The organism is Paenibacillus sp. FSL M7-1046 (assembly GCF_038007405.1).
Classification (GTDB): Bacteria; Bacillota; Bacilli; order Paenibacillales; family Paenibacillaceae; genus Paenibacillus_AQ.
On sequence record NZ_JBBOXB010000001.1, the window covers coordinates 6,773,521 to 6,794,533 of the forward strand.

The window sequence follows — 21,013 nt, forward strand, 5'->3', positions numbered from 1 at the left end:
CAGTTAGTACCTCCGCTTTTTGTCTTTCATTTCATTGTAGAACAGCTTGTAATGCTCATAGCGGCTGTCTGCAATTTCTCCAGCCTGCCATGCCTCAATGACACGGCAGGATGGCTCATGCAGATGACTGCAGCCGCGGAACTTGCAATTCTCCGCATAAGGAGCAAACTCCCGGAAGCAGACCGAAAGCTCCTCCACGCCGAGTTCCAGAAAGTCCAACTGGCTGAACCCGGGGGTATCGGCCACGAAGCCGCCATTACCGATATCCATCAGCTCCACATGGCGGGTAGTATGGCGTCCCCGGCCGAGCCGCAGGCTGATTTCACCCGTCTCTAGTTCAAGACCGGGCACCAGCCGGTTCAGCAGCGTTGACTTGCCTACACCGGATTGTCCAGAGAAGACACTGATGACTCCGGCAAGCCGGTTGCGCAGCTCATCGCTGCCAGAGCCGGTTAAAGAGCTAGTAACCATCACTTCGTAGCCGATACGCTCATAGAGCTCTTTAACCATTTGCGTTGCTTTCCCATCGTCATCCGCTAAATCCTGTTTGGTCAGCACAATCAGGGTGTTCAGACCGGAATGTTCGATGTGGACCAGAAACTTGTCCAGGAGATTCAAATTCATATCCGGCTCCCGCACCGAGAACAGCAATACAGCCAGCTTTACGTTGGCAACCTGCGGGCGGATGAGTTCCGATTCACGTGGAAGCAACTCGTCAACCATCCCTTCCCCGTTTTCGGTCAGAACATAAATTATACGGTCACCTACGAGCGGAGCAACCCCTTTTTTCTTAAGAATCCCCCGACCACGGCATTGAACGGCCTCTTCCTCTGTCGCTATTACTCCGTCCCGGAGCGGCTTAACGTAATAATATCCGCTTAACGCTTTGATAATTATTCCTTCAGGCATACATAGTGAGCCTTCCTCTCCTGATTTTGCGCAAATGACCCAAGCTTGAAGCTCCCCGGGTCATTTCGCTGCCGCAGCTTCCCTGGTCAAATTCACCAGTTCAGCTTCAGCTTTTCTCTTTAGGATTTGTTTTTTTCTTTATTTTTACCGTTTGTTTTCTTGTCATTCACCAGTACATTTGCATTCTTGGAGTTATCCGGCAAATATCCGGTCTGATTCTGACCCACTTCACCCGTGTTTTCGCCTTCGCCGGTAGGCGGAGACAGAATCTCCGGTTCAATTGTCTCTTCAGGCGGACTTTCAGTTGGCGCCTGAGTAGGTTCAGGTGTAGGTACAGGTGTCGCTGTCGCTGGAGGCTCAGGCACCTGCACAGTTCCGTTTTTGGCATCCGAGTAACGGATCTCAAAAGCCTCAATATAATCTCCGTTCTGGTAGATCGAGACTGCTCCGTCTTTATTCGGGGCAAGGATCAGAGGTACGGATAAGACCTGACTCTTCGCGATCGTGCGGGTTCCCCATTCCTGCTGGGCTCCATCTTTGGTGGCATCAGAGAAAACAATACGGATTTGAGTCCTCTTACCGTCACTTGACGGAGCTACAGGCACTTTAAAGACATATTCAATAGCCTCCGGCGGAAACCCTGTGCTTATGGAAATGGAGACTTTGTCGCCTGGTGCAGCAGTATCCCCTTCTTCATAAGGCCATTGCTTCATGACCTGTCCCTTTTCAACGGAATAACTGGTATCTTCCTTGACCTCATCAAGAACAAGGCCCAGCTCCTCCAGTTTCGCTTTTGCCTGCTTCTGGGTTGAACCGGTAAGATCAGGCATAGTAACCGTGTCTTTGCCTTGACTGACATAAAGCTTAATAGAGCTCGTCTCGGGATCATAATCACTCCCCGCAGCCGGTTCAGAACGAATGACCTGTCCTTCAGGAATGTTATCGTTGTGCTCTTCAACCGGGGTGATGAGTTCTTGCTCGACACCCTCTGCAATCAGCGCTTTAACGGCTTCGTCGTAGGTTTGTGTGGACAATTCCAGCATTTTAGATGGAGTCTTTTCTGTACTGACTGACAGGATGATATGCGTTCCTTCTTTGACGATTGTTTCAGCCTTTTTACCCTGTTCCCATACGATATTCTCAGCGAAATCCGGGTTGTACTGCATAACCGGTTCCGCAATGAGTCCTGCCTCATCCAGCATGGAAGTGGCTTTCTCAAGCGTTTGGTTAACCACATCCGGCACTGTCACTTCGTCAACGACCAGCTTGGCATTTACATACCACACAACACTGCCCATAGCGAGCAAGATTACAAGTGTAAGACTAATCCATAAAGCTGGGCGGCCCCATCTCCGCTTACCCGGGTTGGAAGGAATGATCTCCGCCTCTTCCCGCTGCACTTGCATCCGGTCTTCACCGCCGCTGCGGTTGCCAAGCCCCCGCTGGAGCGGCTTGATCGCCGGTATAACCCGTGTTCTGTCCTCGTCATCCCCGTCATCGTGGAACAGGGATTTGGCTTCACTGCGCCGCTCAGGCAGCAGGCATGTCTCTAAATCCTGCAGCATCTGCTTGGCCGATTGATAACGTTCCTCCGGATTTTTGCGCATGGATCTCAAGATTACATTCTCCACGCTCTGCGGAATCAGCGGATTGAGCAGACGTGGCTCCTCAAATTCCTCCTGCAGATGCTTCAGCGCAACACTGATCGGACTTTCGCCCAGAAAAGGCAGCACGCCCGTCAGCATCTGATAGAGCACAATCCCCAAAGAATAGAGGTCAGATTTCTCTCCAGTGGTCACACCCTTGGCATGCTCCGGGGAGAAATAGTGCACTGAACCTACAACTGAACCCGTCTGGGTGATTGTAGTGGAAGTAACAGCACGGGCAATCCCGAAGTCCGTTACTTTAACCCGTCCATTGCGGCCGATCAGAATGTTATGAGGTTTAATATCGCGGTGAATGATCTGGTTCTGGTGGGCATGGTCGAGCGCATCGCAAATCTGTGAAGCGATACGCACCGATTCATCTACCTGCAGCGGAGCCCGTTCCTTAATGATCTCATTCAGGTTCTTGCCTTCTATATATTCCATTACAATATAATGAACTTCGTCTTCTTGCCCCACATCATATATACTGACCACATTCGGATGTGATAAAGATGCGGCTGATTGCGCCTCCCGCCTAAACCGGCGGATAAATTCCTCATCATGCACAAATTGATTGCGCAGCACTTTAATGGCGACGTTACGGTTGAGCAATATGTCATGCGCTCTGTAGACGAGCGCCATGCCGCCTCCACCGATCCGTTCGATGACTTGGTAACGGCCGCCCAATTCGTGACCGATCATCTATTCCACTCCTTTGTTTCGGGCACAGCGGCCTCTCCTTGATGTTCTAGCATAGCGAGGCTGATATTATCGCCGCCCCCAGCAAGCAATGCCAGCTGAAGCAACCGATCCGCTCTTTCCTCTAACGGTATTTCTTGTATTCCAGCAACCTTACCCATATGCTCCAGGCTGACAAAATTACTCAGGCCGTCGCTGCATAGCAGCAGAAGTTCCCCCATAGCCAGATTGACAGGAGCCAGATCAGCATGGACCTCGGGATCCGTCCCCAGTGCTCTTGTCAGCACGTTGCGGCGCGGATGGTTGTCGAGCTCCTCCAGGCTGATCTGGCCGTTCTTGAACAGCTCATTGACCAGCGTGTGATCCTCGGTTAATTGCGTAGCTGCACCGTCCTTAACCAGATAAGCCCTGCTGTCCCCTATATGGCCAATATATCCCGCTGACCCCTTCAGTAGAACAGAAACGACTGTAGTTCCCATATTATGGTACTTCTCGTCGCGCGAAGCCTCGCTGTGGACGATACCATTGGCTTCTGTAATTGCGGCAGCCAGCGCTTCCCGCAGCTCTTCCTCTGAAAGATCAGGCTGTAACCCTTCAAGGGCATTCCTCATCGTCTCCAAGGCGAGCCGGCTTGCGGTGTCGCCAGCCAAATGTCCGCCCATTCCATCGGCGATAATACCGAGAGTATAACCGTGGCGCGTCGCGCCGATCCAGACCGAATCCTCATTGACGGTACGTACCCGGCCAATGTCGCTGGCATGAACTGTTCTGATCAAATATCCTCACCCCAACTCCATATGTTTGGCGCGCAGCTGTCCGCATGCGGCCGCAATATCATGGCCCTGCTCACGGCGGATGGTAACATTCACACCCTGATCGGCCAAAATACGCTGAAATTCAAAGATATCGTTACGTGAAGTTCTTACATACTTGCGCTCCGGCACGTGGTTAACCGGAATCAGGTTGACGTGGCACAGCATTGTTTTGAGCACCCCCGCCAATTCCTTCGCATGCTCTGGCTGGTCGTTTACTCCGCCGATCAGTGCGTACTCGAAGCTGATGCGACGCCCAGTCTTGGCCTGGTAGTAACGCAAAGATTCAATCACGTCGTCAAACGGATAGCGGCGGTTTACCGGCATCAGCTTGGAGCGCAGGGCATCATTTGGCGCATGAATGGAAATGGCCAGATTGATTTGTGTATCTTCCTCAGCGAATTTGTAAATGTTCGGTACAATTCCGCTGGTAGAAACGGTAATATGGCGCTGGCCAATATTCAGGCCTTTTTCATGGATCATAAGACGCAGGAATCTCATCGTTGCGTCATAGTTCTCAAAGGGCTCGCCTGTACCCATAATTACAATGCTGCTGACACGCTCGCCGCGCGCATCAAGAATTTGCTGTGAACGGACGACCTGGGCAACAATCTCGCCTGCGGTCAAATCGCGTTTCAGCCCGCCAAGTGTGGAAGCACAGAAGGTGCAGCCGATCCGGCAGCCTACCTGTGTCGTTACACACACGCTATTGCCATAGTTATGTTTCATAATAACTGTCTCGATCGCATGATCGTCATGCAGACCGAACAGGAATTTTACTGTACCGTCCTTGGACTCCAGCTTCGTAATCTCGGTAAGGGCAATGATGCTGAACTGATCATTCAGCTTCATGCGCAGCGCCTTGGACAAATTGCTCATGGATTCAAAATCGCTTACACGCTTTACATACAGCCAGTCGAAGATTTGCCCGCCGCGAAAAGCGGGCTCACCGTTATCTTTCGCCCACTGCTGCAACTCTTCCAAAGAAAAATCATATATTAAAGGTTTCATTATATTCAGCACCTGTTCTTTCATGAAGTATAAAAATGTATTGATTATACGCTTAGGATATGCGTATTATTTCTCATTCTTCCTATTTTAACACAAATTTCAGAGACGGTAAAAGAAAGCCCGCCACGCACAATACCCTGCGGGCGGGACAACTGTAAATCCCTTGCCGATTTACTATTTTACGAGAGTCGTTCCAGCCGGGCAATATAGAACCCATCGCTTCCAAAATGCTGCGGCAGGAGCTGTATGCCCTCTCCTGCGGCAACTGCAGTTTCTTCAAGACGCTCCCATACAGGGGAGCTGAAAGTCACAGGTGCAAACCCGGGATTATTCTTTAGAAAATCAGCGACAATGCCGCTGTTCTCCGCCTGCTCTGTCGTGCAGGTGCTGTAAACCAGCACGCCGCCGGGTTTCAGCAGTCTGGCAACCGATTGCAGCAGCTCGCCCTGCAGGACGGCAACACTGGCGACATCCTCCGGCTGCTTGCGCCACTTCAGGTCCGGCTTGCGGCGGATTACGCCAAGGCCGGAGCACGGGGCATCCAGCAGGATGCGGTCAAAGGATTCCGGCTCAAGCGTATCCTCAAGCTCAAGTGCATCGCGGCTGCCTGTTGTTATGGACTCCAGGCCCAGCCGCAGCGCCTGATCTGCAATCAGCTTTGCCTTATGTTCATGCAGATCATTGGCATAGATGCTGCCTTCGTCTTTCATCAGCTCAGCCATATGCGCGCTTTTGCCGCCCGGGGCAGCGCAGCAATCAAGCACGTTCATTCCCGGCTTAGGATCAACAGCTTCAGCCACCAGCATAGAGCTCTCATCCTGGATCGAGATGTATCCATCACTGTACCAGGAGGTTAATGCCAGATTACCTCCACCTTTTACAACAATCCCGTACGGGCTTACTCTTGACACAGAGGCTTCCATTCCCGCTTGCTGCATCTGTGCCAGCAGATTGTCCCTGCTGATCATCGTTGTGTTCACACGCACGCTGACCGAAGGGGGTTCATTATTGGCCGCACACATGGCTTCAGCCGTTTCCATACCATATTCAGCCGCCCAGCGCCGCACCATCCAGAGCGGATGCGAATGGAGAATGGAAATCCGCTCCTCCCCGCTGAGTCCTTCTTTTAGTACAGGCAGATCACCGGCCCTCAGCACGCTGCGGAGAACCCCGTTTACCATTCCCGAAATCCCTTGGTGCCCACGCTTCTTGGCTATATTCACAGCCTCATTTACGGCTGCATGTGATGGAATCCGGTCGAGATACATGATTTGATACAGACTCAGGCGCAGCAGATTACGCACCCAAGGCTGCAGCTTGGCGATTCCCTTGGTCACGAAATCTCCCAGTACATAATCCAGCGTTAACATCCTAGAGATGCTGCCGTATACAAGCTCTGTGACAAGTCCTGTATCTTCCCGGCTAAGCCCTGATTTCTGCAGGCTGCTGTTGAGCAGCAGGTTACTGTAAGCTCCCTGCTGTTCGACCCGGACGAGAACATCGAGAGCTACCTCACGGGCAGAATCTGCCGACGATTTGCCGCCAGCAGCGCCCTTGCGGTTTGGTTTGGCAGTTGCCCCTTTTGCGCCAGTCCCCGTATTCCCCCCTCTTGAAGAGGGGGCCTGTCCACTTCGTCCTGCGCCATTGTGGCCGCCCGCGCTCAACCGAGCACCGTCCCGGGCTTCATGGCCGCGCCACGGCTAAAGTCGCCAGCGCTCATCGCTTTTTTGCCAGCAGGCTGCACTGAGGTCAACAGCACAACTCCGTCGCCGGTCTTCACCTCAACGCCCCGCTCGTTAACAGCTAATACCGTGCCTGGCGCAGACGTTCCACCCGTGCTGTTCCCGTCAGGCTTTGCTGCCGCCCACACCTTGAACGTTTCACCGTTCCAGAGCGTAAACGCCCCGGAGAACGGGACCAGTCCCCGAATGCGGTTATAAATTTCGCGCGATCCGGCATTCCAGTCAATCCGCTCGTCTTCCCGGCTGAGATTCGGCGCATAGGTGGCTTCACTGTCGTCTTGGCGCGTAGCCTGAAGGCGACCGGTAGCCAATCGCGGCATTTCTGCCTTCAGCAGATCCCGTCCGGCAAGACTCAGCTTCTCAAACAATACCCCTGAAGTATCTTCATCTCCGATGGGAACCTCAACCCGCGATATCATATCCCCGGTATCCAGCCCTTCCGCCATGTACATCAGCGTGACTCCGGTGACCTGCTCACCGTTGATAATACAGCGCTGAATCGGCGCTCCACCGCGGTATTTCGGCAGCAGCGAGCCATGAACATTGACACAGCCATTCACGGGCAGCTCCAGCACCGATTTGGGCAGAATTTGACCGTATGCCGCAGTAACAATCAAATCCGGCTTATAGGCAGCCAGCTCCGCTACGGCTTCCGGCCGGCGCAGCCGTTCTGGCTGCAGGACTGGCAGCCCCAGAGACAGCGCCGCCTCCTTCACCGGAGTTGGTACAAGTGTCTTCTTGCGGCCTTGCGGCCGGTCAGGCTGGGTGACAACGGCCACAACTTCGTAACCTTCCTCCACCAGCATCTGCAGGGAGGGCACCGCAAAAGCCGGCGTTCCCATGAACACTATTTTCATTTCATTCACTCCTCGGCTTCACTGCGTTCAGCTGTATATTCATATACCTTCTCGGCAATATCCGTGAACACTACTCCGTTGAGATGATCGATTTCATGCTGAAAAGCACGGGCCAGCAGACCGCTTCCCGTAATCGTCACTTCCTTGCCTTCACGGTCAAGGCCACGCACCGTAACAGTCTCCGCGCGGCGCACATCGCCATTTAGCCCGGGAATACTCAAACATCCCTCAGGTCCAAATTGTTCGCCTTCCATACTGAGTATTTCCGGGTTGATCAATTTGATCAAACCATGCTCCTCATCGGCATCCACTACGATCAGCCGTTTCAGGATACCCACCTGCGGTGCCGCCAGGCCAACGCCTTCAGCGTCATACATCGTGTCCGCCATATCGTCCAGCAGCTTCTGGACATTGGGTGTTACTTTCGTTACTGTTTTCGCTGTCTTGTGCAGCACTTCATCCGGTTCTTTCACGATCAGCCTGATTGCCATTACCAAAACACCTTCCTTGTTCTGAACATTTCTATAGTTAGTAAAACGAATTAATAAACCAAATCATGCCTAGAGGCAATATTTCCTTACCCATTGTAACATGTCTTCCGGTTACATCAACATCTGCGGATCAACGTCGATGCTGACCTGCAGTCCTGTGTCACGGACCGAATCCTCCAGCTCTTCAGCCACCTGCTTGGCCAGCCCAATCGCATCTATGGCTCCCCGCCATTTAATGATGCACTGGAATCTGTATCTGCCCTTCAGGCGGGGCAACGGTGAAGCCACCGGTCCCAACAGATCAAGCGCGTCCGTGGACAGCTTATCCAAGCTGCCGTACCAGCGGAGCTGTCTCGCTTTGCCCTGAAGGTTCAGCGCATAATTCTCGGCCAGACGCAGCAGCAGCGGCAGCTGTTCATGTGACAGGGTCACGAGAATCAGCCGGCAATAGGGAGGATAATGCAATTCTTTGCGGTGCTTCAACTCTTCACGGACAAAGGAGCTGTAATCATGGCCGCTGGCATGGATAATCGAATAATGCTCGGGGGTATAGGACTGGACCACAACTTCACCGGGTAGCTGATGCCGCCCCGCCCGCCCAGCCACCTGGGTAAGCAGTTGAAACGTCTTCTCCGCCGCGCGGAAATCGGGCAAGTTGAGCGCGGAATCCGCCGTAATAACTCCGACAAGTGTAACATCGGGGAAATCCAGCCCCTTCGCCACCATCTGCGTTCCGAGCAGCACATCCGCCTTTTTGTCCCTAAACTGGTTCAGCAGCTTCTCATGCGAGCCCTTTTCCGTCGTTGTATCCACATCCATCCGGATTACGCGGATGCCGGGAAAAAGTTTGCCTAATTCTTCTTCCACCCGCTGTGTGCCTGTCCCGAAGAAGCGGATATGCTCACTTCCGCATTCAGGGCATACCTTCGGCGAAGGTTCCGCATGGCCACAGTAATGGCAGCGCAAATTGTCGCTGCGGGCATGATAGGTCAGTGAGATGTCGCATTCCGGACAGCCCGCGACATAACCGCAGCTCCGGCACATCACGAAGGTGGAAAACCCTCTGCGGTTCAGCAGCAGCACTGTCTGCTCCCCGCGTTCCAGCCTGCTCTCAAGCGCAGCGTGCAGCCTGCGGCTGAACATGGAGCGGTTGCCTTCCTTGAGTTCATCGCGCATGTCTACCACATGCACCTTCGGCAGTTCATTGCCAAGCGCACGGCTCGGCATCTCTAGCAGAACTGGAGAGAAGTGAATATCGCTTTGTGCCCGGGAAGCATGATAGCTCTCCAAAGAAGGAGTGGCTGAGCCAAGAATTACTGCAGCCCCTCCCTGCTCTGCCCTGCGGACAGCCACATCGCGGGCATGATACTTCGGATTCTCCTCCTGCTTATAGGAGCCTTCATGCTCCTCGTCCATAATAATCAGTCCAAGATTGGCGAATGGCGCGAATACCGCTGAACGTGCTCCGACGGCAACTGCCGCTTTGCCCTCACGGATTTTGCGCCATTCGTCGTATCGTTCTCCGACAGACAAGCGGCTGTGCATCACCGCCACTCCGCTTCCGAACCGGCCCTTAAACCGCTCAACCATCTGCGGAGTGAGCGCGATCTCGGGAACCAGCACCACCGCCTGCCTGCCCTGATCCACTACCCGCTGGATGCACTGCAGGTAAATTTCCGTCTTTCCGCTCCCGGTTACCCCGTGCAGCAAAAACACTTCATGCCGCTGCTCATCCACCGTCCGGACAATCCGTTTATATACGGATTCCTGTTCGTCTGTCAGTGGCAGCGGAGTGCTCGGTTTGAAATCGCGTCCCCGGTAGGGATCACGGTACACTTCAATTTCGCTGATCTCAATGAAGCCCTTGTCTTCCAGCGACTTCACGGTACCGGCTGTAACCTGCAGCACCGACAAAAGATCCTTCATCGGCATGGGTAGCATCGGCTCCATGTCGATCAGGAAGGACAGCACTTCCTTCTGCCGTGCTGAACGTGCCGGGAAGCTGCCCAGTGATTCGCGGGCTGCGGCAACGCCTATCGCCAAATCTACGGCCTTCAGCTTCTTTTTGCCCATTTTATCCTTAATCGACTGGCTCTCGGACAGCACTCCCCGCCGCAGCATGAACTTCACTGTCTCCGCCGCATCTGGAAACGTCCGGGTCAATTGTTTCATGGAGACCTCCCCGGCACGTCTGACAAAATCGGTGATCTGCTGCTCCTCCTGGTCCGTATCCAGAAACAGCGGAAACAGTTCATCCTCAGGGCTCCCTGCTTCCTCTGCCGCTTCTCCGAGGGAGATCAGACGCTCGGCTTTGCCCTTAAGGGCAGTCGGAAGCATAGCCTGCAAAGCGGAGATCCGTCTGCAGGCATATCTTTGACTCATCCAGTCCCCAAGTTCTACAAGCTCTGGCGACAAAGGCGGGAGCAGATCAAGCACTTCCTGGATGGGCTTAAGGGTAGGGCCCGAGCCGGTCTCTCCCGATTCCAGTGAGACTACAAAACCCTGTACAGTCCGGTGACCAAAAGGAACAGCCACTCTGCTGCCCACTTCAATCCACAGTTTCAGGTCAGCGGGAATCAAATAATCAAATGGCCGGTCAGTGCTGCGCACGGGAACATCGACAATGACCTTGGCTATATCCATTATAAAGCAGCTCCAGCGATACGCTCTGCTGCGAGTCCCAGCAAGCGGCGCGCCACTTCATCTTTACTTACCAGGGGAAGATCCAGCACAAGGCCTTCGGCCCCATAAATAGAGACAATATTGGTATCCGTGCCAAATCCGGCCCCTTCCGCAGCCACATCGTTAGCCACAATAAGGTCCAAATTTTTGCGGACCAGCTTGTCCTTCGCGAAGGCTTCGGCGTTTCCTGTCTCGGCGGCAAATCCGATCAGGAACTGCTTGTCCTTCATTTTCCCCAGACTCTCCAGGATGTCGGTTGTCTTAACCAGTTCAAGCGTCATTGTTTCTCCGCTTTTTTTGATCTTGGATGGGGCACTCTGCTTAGGACGGTAATCTGCTACAGCAGCGGCCTTGATCAGAATATCGCATGCCTTCCACCGGCCGGCAACCGCCTCATACATCTCCTGGGCCGACTCTACCCGTACCACTTTGATGTCCGGGTCCTGCGGGGGCTTCTCATCCGTACGCGCAGCAATCAAGGTTACCTCCGCACCCATAGCCCGCGCAGCACGGGCCAGGGCAAAGCCCATTTTGCCTGAGGAGTCATTGGAGATATAACGCACCGGATCAATCCGCTCCACCGTACCTCCAGCCGTCACAATAACTTTTTTACCAGCCAGCGGACCGGATGCAGCGCTGTTCTGAAGAGCGAAGAACGCATCCACACAGCTCACAATCGTCGCCGGCTCCTCAAGCCTGCCTTTGCCTACATAACCGCAGGCCAGCAGCCCTTCACCCGGTTCAATAAACTGCACACCACGCCCGGCAAGAGTATTCATATTGCTGATTACCGCCGGATGCTGGTACATATGGACGTTCATTGCCGGTGCAACCATAATCGGAGCGGTCGCGGCCAGCAGTGTGGTGGACAACATATCATCGGCAAGGCCATGCGCCATTTTGGCGATGATATTGGCCGTAGCCGGTGCGATCAGGACAAGGTCGGCGGCATCGGCAAGGTCAATATGCGATATCGATGACGGGTCGCGTTCCTGGAAGGTATCGCTGTATACCCGCTGCTTCGAGAGTGACTGCAGTGTCAGATCAGTAATGAACTGTTTAGCCGAGGCCGTCATAATGACATGGACTTCGGCTCCCCTTTGTGTAAGCTTGCTGGTCAAATCCGCTGCCTTGTATGCAGCAATTCCCCCTGTAATGCCAAGAATAATCGTTTTACCCTTGATGTTGTTCAACATGATCTCCCCCCTGTTCCTTTCCTGCGCCAAAGCTCTATAGTTCGGATATAAAATGAAGAAAACTTGAAATTCTAATATTTCGGGCAAGAAGAAACGGCTGCATCGGCCTATCTCGAGACGGCATCCGTTTCTGCAATAATATAAGGATAATATAGCGTAAATCCTCGAGTCTTATCTCTTTAAAAAAATAACAACCTTCCGGTTGTCAGGAACAGCCCGGTACGGGCTATGGGTCACTAGGTTCATGCGCTGCCAGCCCCTTAACCTAAGAAGAAACGGTAGCGCCGCCTTATACAAAGGCGGTGTCCGTTTCTACAGTAGGCATGGCAAGCTATCCGGACTATTCTTCGCCGCGTGTTACAATGATGCGGTCTTCATAAATTTCTTCCAGGGCAACGCCAACAAACTTGTGGGATCTCGGCGACTTGATATCAGTCTTGCCGCCTTCACGGAGAGCTCTTGCCCGGCGGGCAGCTGCAACAACCAGCGAATACTTGCTGTCGACTTTGGTCATCATTTCATCAATAGATGGATATAGCACGTAAGACACCTCTTCATCTTTTACTGTTAAATATGATCAATCTTGCTGTGCATATCATCTTACCTTACAATGTTCGGCGATAATAATGCTTTCTATTCGCTTACAGGCCAGATCAATCTCATCATTCACTACGGCATAGTCATAATGCCGGATCAGACCAATCTCATCTTCTGCTACGGACATGCGGTGGTTAATCACATCAGGATGCTCCGTACCGCGTCCGCGGATGCGGTCCTTCAATTCGTCCATGGATGGAGGAAGAAGGAACACAAAGATGCCTTCCGGGAATTTGTCTTTGACTTTGAGAGCTCCCTGAACCTCGATCTCCAGAATAATATCTCTTCCGCTCTCGAGTGTTCTCTCCACAAAATCACGCGGAGTACCGTAATAATTGCCTACGTACTCCGCATACTCCAGCAGCTGGTCCGCTTCTATCATTGCCGTGAACTGCTCTCTGCTCTTGAAAAAATAATTGACGCCGTTCTCCTCACCCTCACGCGGACTGCGTGTGGTGGCGGAAACGGAATAGACAAGCTCGGGCATCTTCGGCCGCAGCGCGGTACAGACGGTACCTTTACCAACGCCGGAAGGGCCGGACAATATGATCAGCAATCCTTTTGACATAGTACACTCCATTTGTTGTTATTCGTCGTTATCGTCATCTTTGCTGGATAAGCGGTGCGCCACAGTCTCCGGCTGAACGGCCGACAGAATGACATGATCGCTGTCTGTAATAATGACGGCCCGCGTCCGGCGGCCGTAGGTCGCATCGATCAGCATATGCCGGTCTCTGGCCTCCTGGATAATGCGTTTAATTGGTGCAGATTCCGGGCTGACAATGGAAATAATGCGGTTGGCCGATACGATATTTCCAAAGCCGATGTTGATTAATTTGATTGCCATGTTCCGGTTGTTCCCCCCATAAGTTACATCTTTGCTTGATTGAACTACCTGTTATTCTAAGTTCGCTGCTTGCTCGCGTATCTTCTCCAGCTCAGCTTTCATATCAAGCGTGAGGTTCACTAGAGTCAGATGGTTGCATTTCGACCCGATTGTATTCGTCTCCCTGTTCATCTCCTGAATGAGAAAGTCCAGTTTGCGTCCTGCCGGCTCGCTTCCCTTCAGCAAAGCTCTGCATTGTTCAAAGTGACTGTACAGCCGGGTAAGCTCCTCATCAATGTTACAGCGGTCGGCAAAGGTAGCAATTTCCATTCCGAATTTATGCTCCTCAAAAGGGAAAGTCCCGTCATTCAGCGCGTTCAGCCGCAACCGCAGCTTATCACGGTATTCAACTACTACTGCAGGAGCAAGTGCGGCCATTTCAGCGTGCAGCTCCTCCAGATGCCCTAGCCGGCGCGTTAGATCAGCGGCAAGATAACCGCCTTCCCGGGCGCGCATTTCCAGCAGGGAATGAAGGCTTTGCTCCAGCCCCAGTTCAAGCATCCCGGAGTACTCTTCAAAGGATGCAAATCCTTTGGCGGCTGCCTCCTCCTTGAGCTCCATTACACCGGGCATAGAAAGTATATCACGTAAAGTCAACTCGCCCGTAAATCCGAACTCGTCCTTCAGCGCTTCCGCGGCTTTCAGATAGGACTTGACCGCCGGGCGGCTCAGCATCTGAACGGAGGCTGTCTCTTCAGTGATTTCTCTATTAATGACGACATCTACCCGTCCCCGTTTGATATGATGCAGAACTTTTCTTCGCAGCATATCCTCATAACCCGTCCAATCCCGGGGCATCCGCAGCACAACTTCGCAGTAACGGTTATTCACCGATTTGACTTCGAACGTAATCTTGTAACCGCCGAATTGCAGGGATGATTGACCGTATCCGGTCATGCTAAATGACAACGGAATCACATCCATTACACTATTGTAATTGATTATTACTAGCGAAACAAGGGGGACAATTTGCGCCCTTGTTTCTCCCAAATGTACTCCAGCAGCTGGACGCTCATCTCGTAGAACATGAATGGCGTCATCAGATAGATGCCGTTAAAATGCTCTGTCGCCGCGTCCAGCAGCTCTTTGGCGATGGCCACGCCTTCAGCCCGGCCAACCTCTCCTTCAAGACCCTGCATCCGGCTGCGCACCTCTGCGGAGAGCTGAATACCGGGAACCTCGTTATGCAGGTATTCTGCATTGCGGCCGCTTGCCAGTGGCATGATCCCGAGGAATATCGGAATATCCAGATGCTCGGTCGCTTTGGCGATGCGGGCGATCAGCTCTGGATCATACACCGGCTGGGTCATAATATAATCCGCGCCGGAAGCGATCTTCTTCTCCAGCCGCTCCACCGCCTTGTCCAAATGTTTGACATTGGGATTAAATGCGGCTCCGATCACAAATTTCGCCTTCTGCTTCAGCGGCTTGCCGGAGAAAGCGATCCCGTCGTTCAATTGCTTAATCATCCGGATGATCTCAAAGGAAGTAAGATCATAGATCGAGCTGGATCCCGGCAGATCCCCGAAACGGGCCGGATCTCCGGTCACCGCCAGCACATGGTCGATGCCAAGCGCATCAAAACCCATGAGATGCGACTGGGTCCCGATCAGATTCCGGTCACGGCAGGCCACGTGCACCAGTGGCCGGAGTCCTGTGCGGGCCTGAACCAGATGCCCGAGAGCCATGTTGCTCATCCGAGTTACGGCGAGTGAATTATCCGCAAGGGTCAGCGCATCTGCACCTGCTCTGCGCAGCGCATCTGCACCTCTCATAAACTTGGCGATGTCCAGATCACGGGGAGGGTCAAGCTCTACAATAACGGTGTGGCGCTCCTTGACCAGATCGACAAGTGTCGGTTCGCCGCCGCTGCGGCCTTCATCCTCGCCGAGATGTTCCTGCACCACAATCCGTTCCGGGCTCTTCTTCTGAGTCGGTTCTGGCAGCGGCTGTGGGGCATAATCACGCAGTGCAGCCGAGATTTCAGCAATATGCTGCGGAGTAGTCCCGCAGCAGCCGCCGATGATCCGGCTGCCCAGCCCGGCAAACACAGGAGCCATTTGGCCGAAATAATCCGGTGTGGCGCCATAGCGGTACTGCCCGTCCACATAATCCGCCACTCCGGCATTGGGATATACCGACGCTGGCAGTGTCAGACTGCCCTGAAGCGTCTTCAATGCACGCTTGATGCCGTTGGGACCGGTCCGGCAATTGAAGCCGATCACATCCGCTCCGTCCTGTTCCAAAATGCGGAAGGCTTCCGGCAATGTCAATCCATCCAGCGTTCGCGCCGTTTCATCTACAGCAAGCTGGCAAATGACCGGAAGCCCGCTGAGCTTCCGCACTGTCCGCAGTGCCAAATGCAGCTCTTCCACATCGTAGAAGGTTTCCAGCATGATGCCGTCCGGCTGCTCTTCCAGCAGTGCGGTGATCTGCTCCGTGAAATAACGCTTCAGCTCCGACGAAGAAAGATTTGCCCGTTTGCCGGCACGAATGGAACCTACCGCACCGACTACATATCCTGCTTCACCGGCAGCTTGCCGGGCAATCCGCACACCTGCACGGTTGATTTCCCCAACCTTTGATTCCAATCCGTATTTGGACAGCCTGTCATAATTGGCAGAGAACGTATTGCTCTCCAGCAGCACGGCTCCAGCTTCAATATAGCTGCGATGCACGTCTTCAATGACCCCCGGAGAGGTCAGATTCAATTCCTCGTAGGAGATGCCGACAGGAAACCCTTTTTGATATAAAAAGGTTCCCATGGCTCCGTCCCCGACCAAAACATTCGTATTCCACGCAGAGCGCAAATCCGGCTTCACCGCAAGAACCTCCCCTATACTGTCATTAGTTTCATACTAATGTAACATAAATCGGGTTGGATGATAAGCATTCAAAGCCCAAAAGCCTAACAGCTCCATCACTGCCTTTGCATGGCAAGGAAAGAAATGATTCATACTATATAGATTGAACTTATGGTTTTAGAGTACAGGATCATTCGCAACTACGGTGAATATTTGGACTTCCGGCCGCTGTTGTCTTCAGATTTCTTGATCAATACCGCTATTAGCGGTAGAAATCCGAAGACAAAGGCGGACACTACCGCTCCTCCAGTTCCAAAATTCCCCTCCGTTGCTCCTTTCCCTTATCTCTAGGTTTTATGTTCAATCTATATAGCTTTATTCTTATATTAAGGAGGAAGTACCTTGAAAAAAAAAACAAGAAGGCTGCTGCTGCGCAAATACGCTGTAATCCTGTTGTTATCCACACTTTCCTTGCTTTACTTATATTTTGGCGACTGGCTGTTCGGCTATGGGATGGGTAACATCAGATATATCCTGAACTACCTGCTCTATTCCGCCTCAGAGAAGCTGGCTGCGGCAATCATGCTGCTGTGTCTGCTGGTTCCAGACCTAATCTATTGGGTTCGCGGCAGTCAGCCCGGGCGGGGGGCCGAGAAATAGCTCTTCAACGCCGTGATTATAATCAGGATGGCTGGGATAACCACTATAAACAGAGGATATACCATATACAGCAGCCTTCCGCCTTCATCCAGATGTTCGATAAAGCTGCGGGCGTCCAGGATGGAGGTAAACAGGATAATCAGCGCGCACGGATAGATCATTCTCCGGTAAGGGATGCCGAACAGCTCGGATATTCCAATCAAGGCGGCGGCAAAAAACACGGACATTTTGAAAAACACGCCGATAATCAGCACCATAACCACAAAAATATCTACCCGCTGAATAAAATCAGAAATGGAAATTTTGCTGATTGTCGGCATCAGCGGTAGCGGCGAGCGCTGAACGATATCTGCACCCAGCACCGATATATTAAGAGCCATGGTAAAGCTCAGCAGCAGCGCGGATACCAGCATGGCTGCGGCAATAATCCATGGGCCTTTTTTTACATTGGACAAGTAGGGCATCAGCATTGTAAAACTGATCATTTCGCCAAAAGGAAACATAAAGTTCTGATGTGCGACTGAGACCAGTACCGGTTTGATCCCGTCCTCCAGCATGGGAAGCAGGCGGTGCAGGTTAATTGAGCCTGACAATACCAGCATAATTGTACTGAACACACCGATGATCATAACGATAGTGGCAAAAACAAGCGAAGTTCTGGTCAGCACCTCTATCCCTTTATGCAAGACATAGGCTCCTGATAAAATCATCAGACTGCTGAGAATAAACATCGGGGTATTATGCATGGTCGCCATGGCCAGCATCGTGCTGCCGTCACGCAAATCCCGTGCTGCCAGGTTGAGATATAAAATGATGTACAGCACCGCAACCGGTACTCCCAGCGTTTTGCCCAGCAGTTTCCGGGTATAGGCTGTAAAAGGCAGCTCCGGGTGTTTCCGGTACAAATAAGTGTAGCCCGCAAACACGACAATTCCTGCCAGACAGCCGACCAGTATTGAGAGCCAGGCATCCCTCCCCGACTCCATTCCCAAATTAACGACAAGTGCCGTCCCAAGTTCAAACAGCAAGGTCAAGCTGAAAAACTGGGTTAGACCAATTTTGATGGTTCCCATCATGCCCCCCCTTTATTTCGCATCACTTATTGACCTGAAAAGAATTGCTCCTCATATCCGTATGCCTGATCACAGCATCCCCCTCGATTCTGACCTCACAATGCGCAAATACATCCTCCCAGTGATCTCTGACCTTTTTCCAGCCGCGCGGATTCCTCCGTTCTACCGCCTCTCCGAAGCCGAGATAATCACTCTTTAGCTCCCTGGCTGCCGATACCGCTGCCTCAATCTGTTTTCTCGTCTCATCGGTCAGCCGGCCCGAAAGCTCTTCCAATACCTGGGGAGAGGTAAGATTAAGCACGTTAGCCGATTCCTTAAGCGCGGCCTGCTGGGTTATTTTAATAGTAATTACAGGATGCTCCGGATCCTTCGCCTGGACCTCCAGATGAACCTGGGATTTGTATACATTGAAGGAAATATAGCCGCCCGCCGGGCTCTTTACTATTACAGGCACCTCTTTAATTTTGTTATGCAAAAGTACGGTACCGAGCGCAGCGTTGCCATCCAGCCAACCCTTCAACTTATCATCCCTAAACGCCGCCATACCAGACACTCTCAGAATAGCGCTCGGAGCAATCGTCTTCATGTTATCGTTGGTGTCTGCGGAATTCCTGTCCCCTGTGGTAAACACCCCGTTAATAATCGGACCTCCTCCTACGGTCTGAATCCCCCTGACGACATCATCCACCTCCACCCTGAAGTTGTAACCGAACTGCTTCGAGGTGGTATCCAGCTTTTCCACCAGATCATTGGCGGGGATTTTGCTGAACACAGTCATCGTTGACATTAGGTCGCTCGCCGGCTGGCCTCTGGAAATGAACATCAGGCTGGTGAGCCGTGTATCGCTCTCCCGTTCCAGCACATCCAGCATGTCCTTAATTCCCTCACGGGCAAACTCCTCCGAGATGACAAGCACCCGGACATGGGCAAGCGACAGAAATCTCGCAGTTTGCCGCGAAGCGTTGGCCAGTGCCTCGAACATCGTGCGGCCGCTGCCTGTATACAAAGACACCGGTGAAGTACTCCGGGTATTCTCTCCGGAGATTTCCTCCGAGACAATCACCTGAAAGGACAGCCGATACTTCTCTTTCTCCGAGGGACCTCTGTCAATGGCCACGCCGGAGACGATGGCCCTCCTGTTCAGCTCGACACTGTCCCAGCAGCCGGTAAGAACAAGCGGCAGCACAATCTGCAGAATGGACAATAAGATCAGACAGGAAGGCTTAATCTTCATTTCGCCCTCCTTCATCGACCGGCATAGCATCGTTTTCCTTAAGAATCAGAGGTGCGAGTTCAGAATCATGACCTGTCGTGACCCTCATGTAGTCCGGCAGTTCCGCTCGCATCTGCTGCGGGGATTTGCTTGGTCTCATCAGCCACAAGGGCAACCGCAGTATCGTATCTTTCTGCCCTTTTATAGAGAGCGGAACAAACGGCGACAAATAGGGAATGCCGAAGGAACGCAGACTGTTCATATGTGCTACGAGTACAATTAAACCAAGGGTGATGCCATAGAAGCCGAACATGGCGGCCAGCAGCAGAAAGCCGAAGCGGATAATCCGTCCGGCAATCGCCATGTTATAAGCAGGAATGGCGAAGCTCGCAATCCCTGTTAATGCAATGACAATAACCATAATCGGGGTAATAATGCCAGCTTCCACAACTGCCGAGCCAAGAATCAGCGCACCGACGACCGAGACCGTCTGTCCGATAACACGCGGCATCCGCACACCCGCTTCACGTAAGATTTCAAATGCACTCTCCATCAGCATGGCCTCTACAAAAGCCGGAAAAGGTACATTTTCCCGCTGGGCCAGCAGATTGATCAGCAGGGTTGTCGGGATCATCTCATAATGATAAGTGGTCAAAGCGATATAGATAGAAGGGCCGAGAAGCAGAACGACAAAGCTCATGTAACGGACGATCCGCATCAGTATCGCAATATCGAACCGTTGGGAATAATCCTCCGCCGACTGAAAAAATTGAGTAAACACCGCCGGCAGAATCAGCACAAAGGGTGTACCGTCCACGATCACTACAACTCTGCCTTCCAGCAGATTACCTGCTGCCACATCGGGCCGTTCAGAATTGTATATTGTCGGAAAGGGCGTAAAGGTCTTGTCCTGAATCAGCTCCTCCAGGAATCCGGATTCCAGCACTTCGTCAATGGCGACTTTTTGCAGGCGGTCTCTGACCTCCTGCACCAAATCCTCACCGGCGATTTCCTTCATATACATGATGGCCACATGGGTTTGGGTTTCCGAGCCGATTTTCATATACTCCAGCCGCAGCTTGGGAGACTTGATTCTCCGGCGGATCAGCGCGATATTAGTTCCCACGGACTCTACGAAGCCATCTTTGGGCCCGCGGACAACGAGCTGCGAAGACGGCTCAGTGACAGAGCGCTGTTCGCCGCCTCTGGTCTCACACACAATAGCTGAAGTGTAACCTTCCACCAGAATCGCCGTATCTCCGGAAAGCAGTGCCAGCATGATATCGTTCCATTCCTCTTTGAAGTCCGCTTCACCTATTTCCAGAGCAGAGCTTAGTATCCGTGATGGCAAGTCCACCCCTCTGTCAGCTTCGTCCATGCCATCCGTAAGCCCTGCGGTATTATCGAGCAGTGACCCCACCACAAATTCATTGACTGCGACGGTATCTGCGAGCCCGCTCAGATGAACAGCCGCGGCTTGCACAGGGTGGACTCCGCCAATTTCGATCTGGCGGACCTTGAGATCAGGGCTGTTACCAAGCTCAGTTTGTATGTTCTCTATGCTCTGTCCAAGATTTTCTGACAGTTTTGGACCGCCGCTGCTTAAACGCTGCTCGCGGGCATCCTTTGCCCCGTTTCTTGTAAGATATCGCTTCGAGTTCACCACGCTCCCCCCTCTCGTACTGGTTCTTATTATTCACGGTTAACTCTGCCATTATTCGGATATGATGCCATT

18 protein-coding genes are annotated in these 21,013 nt (G+C 52.6%); 1 reads left to right on the plus strand and 17 read right to left on the minus strand.

All coding sequences use genetic code 11. The features are described from left to right. Positions 1-3: 3 nt before the first annotated feature. The 14 genes from rsgA to NYE29_RS30375 all read right to left on the minus strand — a co-directional run bounded on the left by rsgA (position 4) and on the right by NYE29_RS30375 (position 16,350). Positions 4-909, minus strand: a complete 906-nt coding sequence (rsgA, locus tag NYE29_RS30310) for a ribosome small subunit-dependent GTPase A (RefSeq protein WP_038590583.1) — start codon at positions 907-909, stop codon at positions 4-6. Positions 910-1,028: 119 nt separating this feature from the next. Next, complete coding sequence (gene pknB / locus NYE29_RS30315; RefSeq protein ID WP_340898788.1) at positions 1,029-3,257, minus strand: Stk1 family PASTA domain-containing Ser/Thr kinase; 2,229 nt, start codon at positions 3,255-3,257, stop codon at positions 1,029-1,031. Continuing rightward, on the minus strand, positions 3,254-4,030 hold the full coding sequence (locus NYE29_RS30320) for a Stp1/IreP family PP2C-type Ser/Thr phosphatase (RefSeq protein WP_076111303.1): 777 nt from the start codon (positions 4,028-4,030) through the stop codon (positions 3,254-3,256). Before NYE29_RS30320 ends, pknB begins: the two co-directional genes overlap by 4 nt. 6 nt (positions 4,031-4,036) lie before the next feature. Next, complete coding sequence (gene rlmN, locus NYE29_RS30325) at positions 4,037-5,077, minus strand: 23S rRNA (adenine(2503)-C(2))-methyltransferase RlmN (RefSeq protein ID WP_218642525.1); 1,041 nt, start codon at positions 5,075-5,077, stop codon at positions 4,037-4,039. 179 nt (positions 5,078-5,256) lie between these two features. Further along, positions 5,257-6,741, minus strand: coding sequence for a 16S rRNA (cytosine(967)-C(5))-methyltransferase RsmB (gene rsmB / locus NYE29_RS30330; RefSeq protein WP_076111301.1), 1,485 nt, complete (start codon positions 6,739-6,741; stop codon positions 5,257-5,259). Then, positions 6,738-7,676: a methionyl-tRNA formyltransferase gene (gene fmt, locus NYE29_RS30335; protein ID WP_076111300.1), complete on the minus strand. Its 939-nt coding sequence runs from the start codon at positions 7,674-7,676 to the stop codon at positions 6,738-6,740. The genes rsmB and fmt overlap by 4 nt, the downstream gene beginning before the upstream one ends. A gap of 5 nt (positions 7,677-7,681) precedes the next feature. Next, complete coding sequence (gene def, locus NYE29_RS30340) at positions 7,682-8,167, minus strand: peptide deformylase (RefSeq protein WP_076111299.1); 486 nt, start codon at positions 8,165-8,167, stop codon at positions 7,682-7,684. 111 nt (positions 8,168-8,278) lie between these two features. Next, positions 8,279-10,810, minus strand: a complete 2,532-nt coding sequence (gene priA, locus NYE29_RS30345) for a primosomal protein N' (protein WP_076111298.1) — start codon at positions 10,808-10,810, stop codon at positions 8,279-8,281. Next, positions 10,810-12,045 carry a bifunctional phosphopantothenoylcysteine decarboxylase/phosphopantothenate--cysteine ligase CoaBC gene (gene coaBC, locus NYE29_RS30350; protein WP_076111297.1) on the minus strand — a complete coding sequence of 412 codons (1,236 nt, stop codon included), beginning with the start codon at positions 12,043-12,045 and terminating at the stop codon, positions 10,810-10,812. Before coaBC ends, priA begins: the two co-directional genes overlap by 1 nt. 340 nt (positions 12,046-12,385) lie before the next feature. Then, positions 12,386-12,586, minus strand: coding sequence for a DNA-directed RNA polymerase subunit omega (gene rpoZ / locus NYE29_RS30355; RefSeq protein WP_038590559.1), 201 nt, complete (start codon positions 12,584-12,586; stop codon positions 12,386-12,388). 54 nt (positions 12,587-12,640) lie between these two features. Beyond that, a complete protein-coding gene (gmk, locus tag NYE29_RS30360) occupies positions 12,641-13,210 on the minus strand; it encodes a guanylate kinase (protein ID WP_076111296.1) in 570 nt (189 codons plus the stop codon). A gap of 18 nt (positions 13,211-13,228) precedes the next feature. Further along, positions 13,229-13,489 carry an extracellular matrix/biofilm regulator RemA gene (gene remA / locus NYE29_RS30365; protein WP_006209218.1) on the minus strand — a complete coding sequence of 87 codons (261 nt, stop codon included), beginning with the start codon at positions 13,487-13,489 and terminating at the stop codon, positions 13,229-13,231. Between the two features lie 51 nt (positions 13,490-13,540). Further along, positions 13,541-14,437, minus strand: a complete 897-nt coding sequence (locus tag NYE29_RS30370) for a YicC/YloC family endoribonuclease (RefSeq protein WP_340898792.1) — start codon at positions 14,435-14,437, stop codon at positions 13,541-13,543. A 38-nt stretch (positions 14,438-14,475) separates the two neighbouring features. After that, positions 14,476-16,350 (minus strand): bifunctional homocysteine S-methyltransferase/methylenetetrahydrofolate reductase, encoded by a 1,875-nt coding sequence (locus NYE29_RS30375; protein ID WP_340898793.1) that lies wholly within the window; start codon positions 16,348-16,350, stop codon positions 14,476-14,478. A 384-nt stretch (positions 16,351-16,734) separates the two neighbouring features. Here NYE29_RS30375 and NYE29_RS30380 point away from each other — a divergent pair, with 384 nt between their 5' ends. Next, positions 16,735-16,992 (plus strand): hypothetical protein, encoded by a 258-nt coding sequence (locus tag NYE29_RS30380; RefSeq protein WP_340898794.1) that lies wholly within the window; start codon positions 16,735-16,737, stop codon positions 16,990-16,992. On the opposite strand, the gene NYE29_RS30385 is transcribed toward NYE29_RS30380, so the two are convergent. Genes NYE29_RS30385 through NYE29_RS30395 form a run of 3 tightly spaced genes read right to left on the minus strand, consistent with a single transcriptional unit; the run spans position 16,965 to position 20,941 of the window. Further along, positions 16,965-18,065 (minus strand): GerAB/ArcD/ProY family transporter, encoded by a 1,101-nt coding sequence (locus NYE29_RS30385; protein WP_340898798.1) that lies wholly within the window; start codon positions 18,063-18,065, stop codon positions 16,965-16,967. The genes NYE29_RS30380 and NYE29_RS30385 overlap by 28 nt on opposite strands. A 22-nt stretch (positions 18,066-18,087) precedes the next feature. After that, positions 18,088-19,299, minus strand: coding sequence for a Ger(x)C family spore germination protein (locus NYE29_RS30390; RefSeq protein ID WP_340898800.1), 1,212 nt, complete (start codon positions 19,297-19,299; stop codon positions 18,088-18,090). Next, positions 19,289-20,941 (minus strand): spore germination protein, encoded by a 1,653-nt coding sequence (locus tag NYE29_RS30395; RefSeq protein ID WP_340898802.1) that lies wholly within the window; start codon positions 20,939-20,941, stop codon positions 19,289-19,291. Before NYE29_RS30395 ends, NYE29_RS30390 begins: the two co-directional genes overlap by 11 nt. Between the last annotated feature and the right edge of the window lie 72 nt (positions 20,942-21,013).

What these genes read in the sequence shown, in the direction of transcription:
- rsgA (WP_038590583.1), bottom strand. Translation starts at nt 909, where the DNA reads ATGCCTGAAGGAATAATTATCAAAGCGTTAAGCGGATATTATTACGTT.
- pknB (WP_340898788.1), bottom strand. Translation starts at nt 3,257, where the DNA reads ATGATCGGTCACGAATTGGGCGGCCGTTACCAAGTCATCGAACGGATC.
- rlmN (WP_218642525.1), bottom strand. Translation starts at nt 5,077, where the DNA reads ATGAAACCTTTAATATATGATTTTTCTTTGGAAGAGTTGCAGCAGTGG.
- fmt (WP_076111300.1), bottom strand. Translation starts at nt 7,676, where the DNA reads ATGAAAATAGTGTTCATGGGAACGCCGGCTTTTGCGGTGCCCTCCCTG.
- def (WP_076111299.1), bottom strand. Translation starts at nt 8,167, where the DNA reads ATGGCAATCAGGCTGATCGTGAAAGAACCGGATGAAGTGCTGCACAAG.
- priA (WP_076111298.1), bottom strand. Translation starts at nt 10,810, where the DNA reads ATGGATATAGCCAAGGTCATTGTCGATGTTCCCGTGCGCAGCACTGAC.
- coaBC (WP_076111297.1), bottom strand. Translation starts at nt 12,045, where the DNA reads ATGTTGAACAACATCAAGGGTAAAACGATTATTCTTGGCATTACAGGG.
- gmk (WP_076111296.1), bottom strand. Translation starts at nt 13,210, where the DNA reads ATGTCAAAAGGATTGCTGATCATATTGTCCGGCCCTTCCGGCGTTGGT.
- remA (WP_006209218.1), bottom strand. Translation starts at nt 13,489, where the DNA reads ATGGCAATCAAATTAATCAACATCGGCTTTGGAAATATCGTATCGGCC.
- NYE29_RS30385 (WP_340898798.1), bottom strand. Translation starts at nt 18,065, where the DNA reads ATGGGAACCATCAAAATTGGTCTAACCCAGTTTTTCAGCTTGACCTTG.
- NYE29_RS30390 (WP_340898800.1), bottom strand. Translation starts at nt 19,299, where the DNA reads ATGAAGATTAAGCCTTCCTGTCTGATCTTATTGTCCATTCTGCAGATT.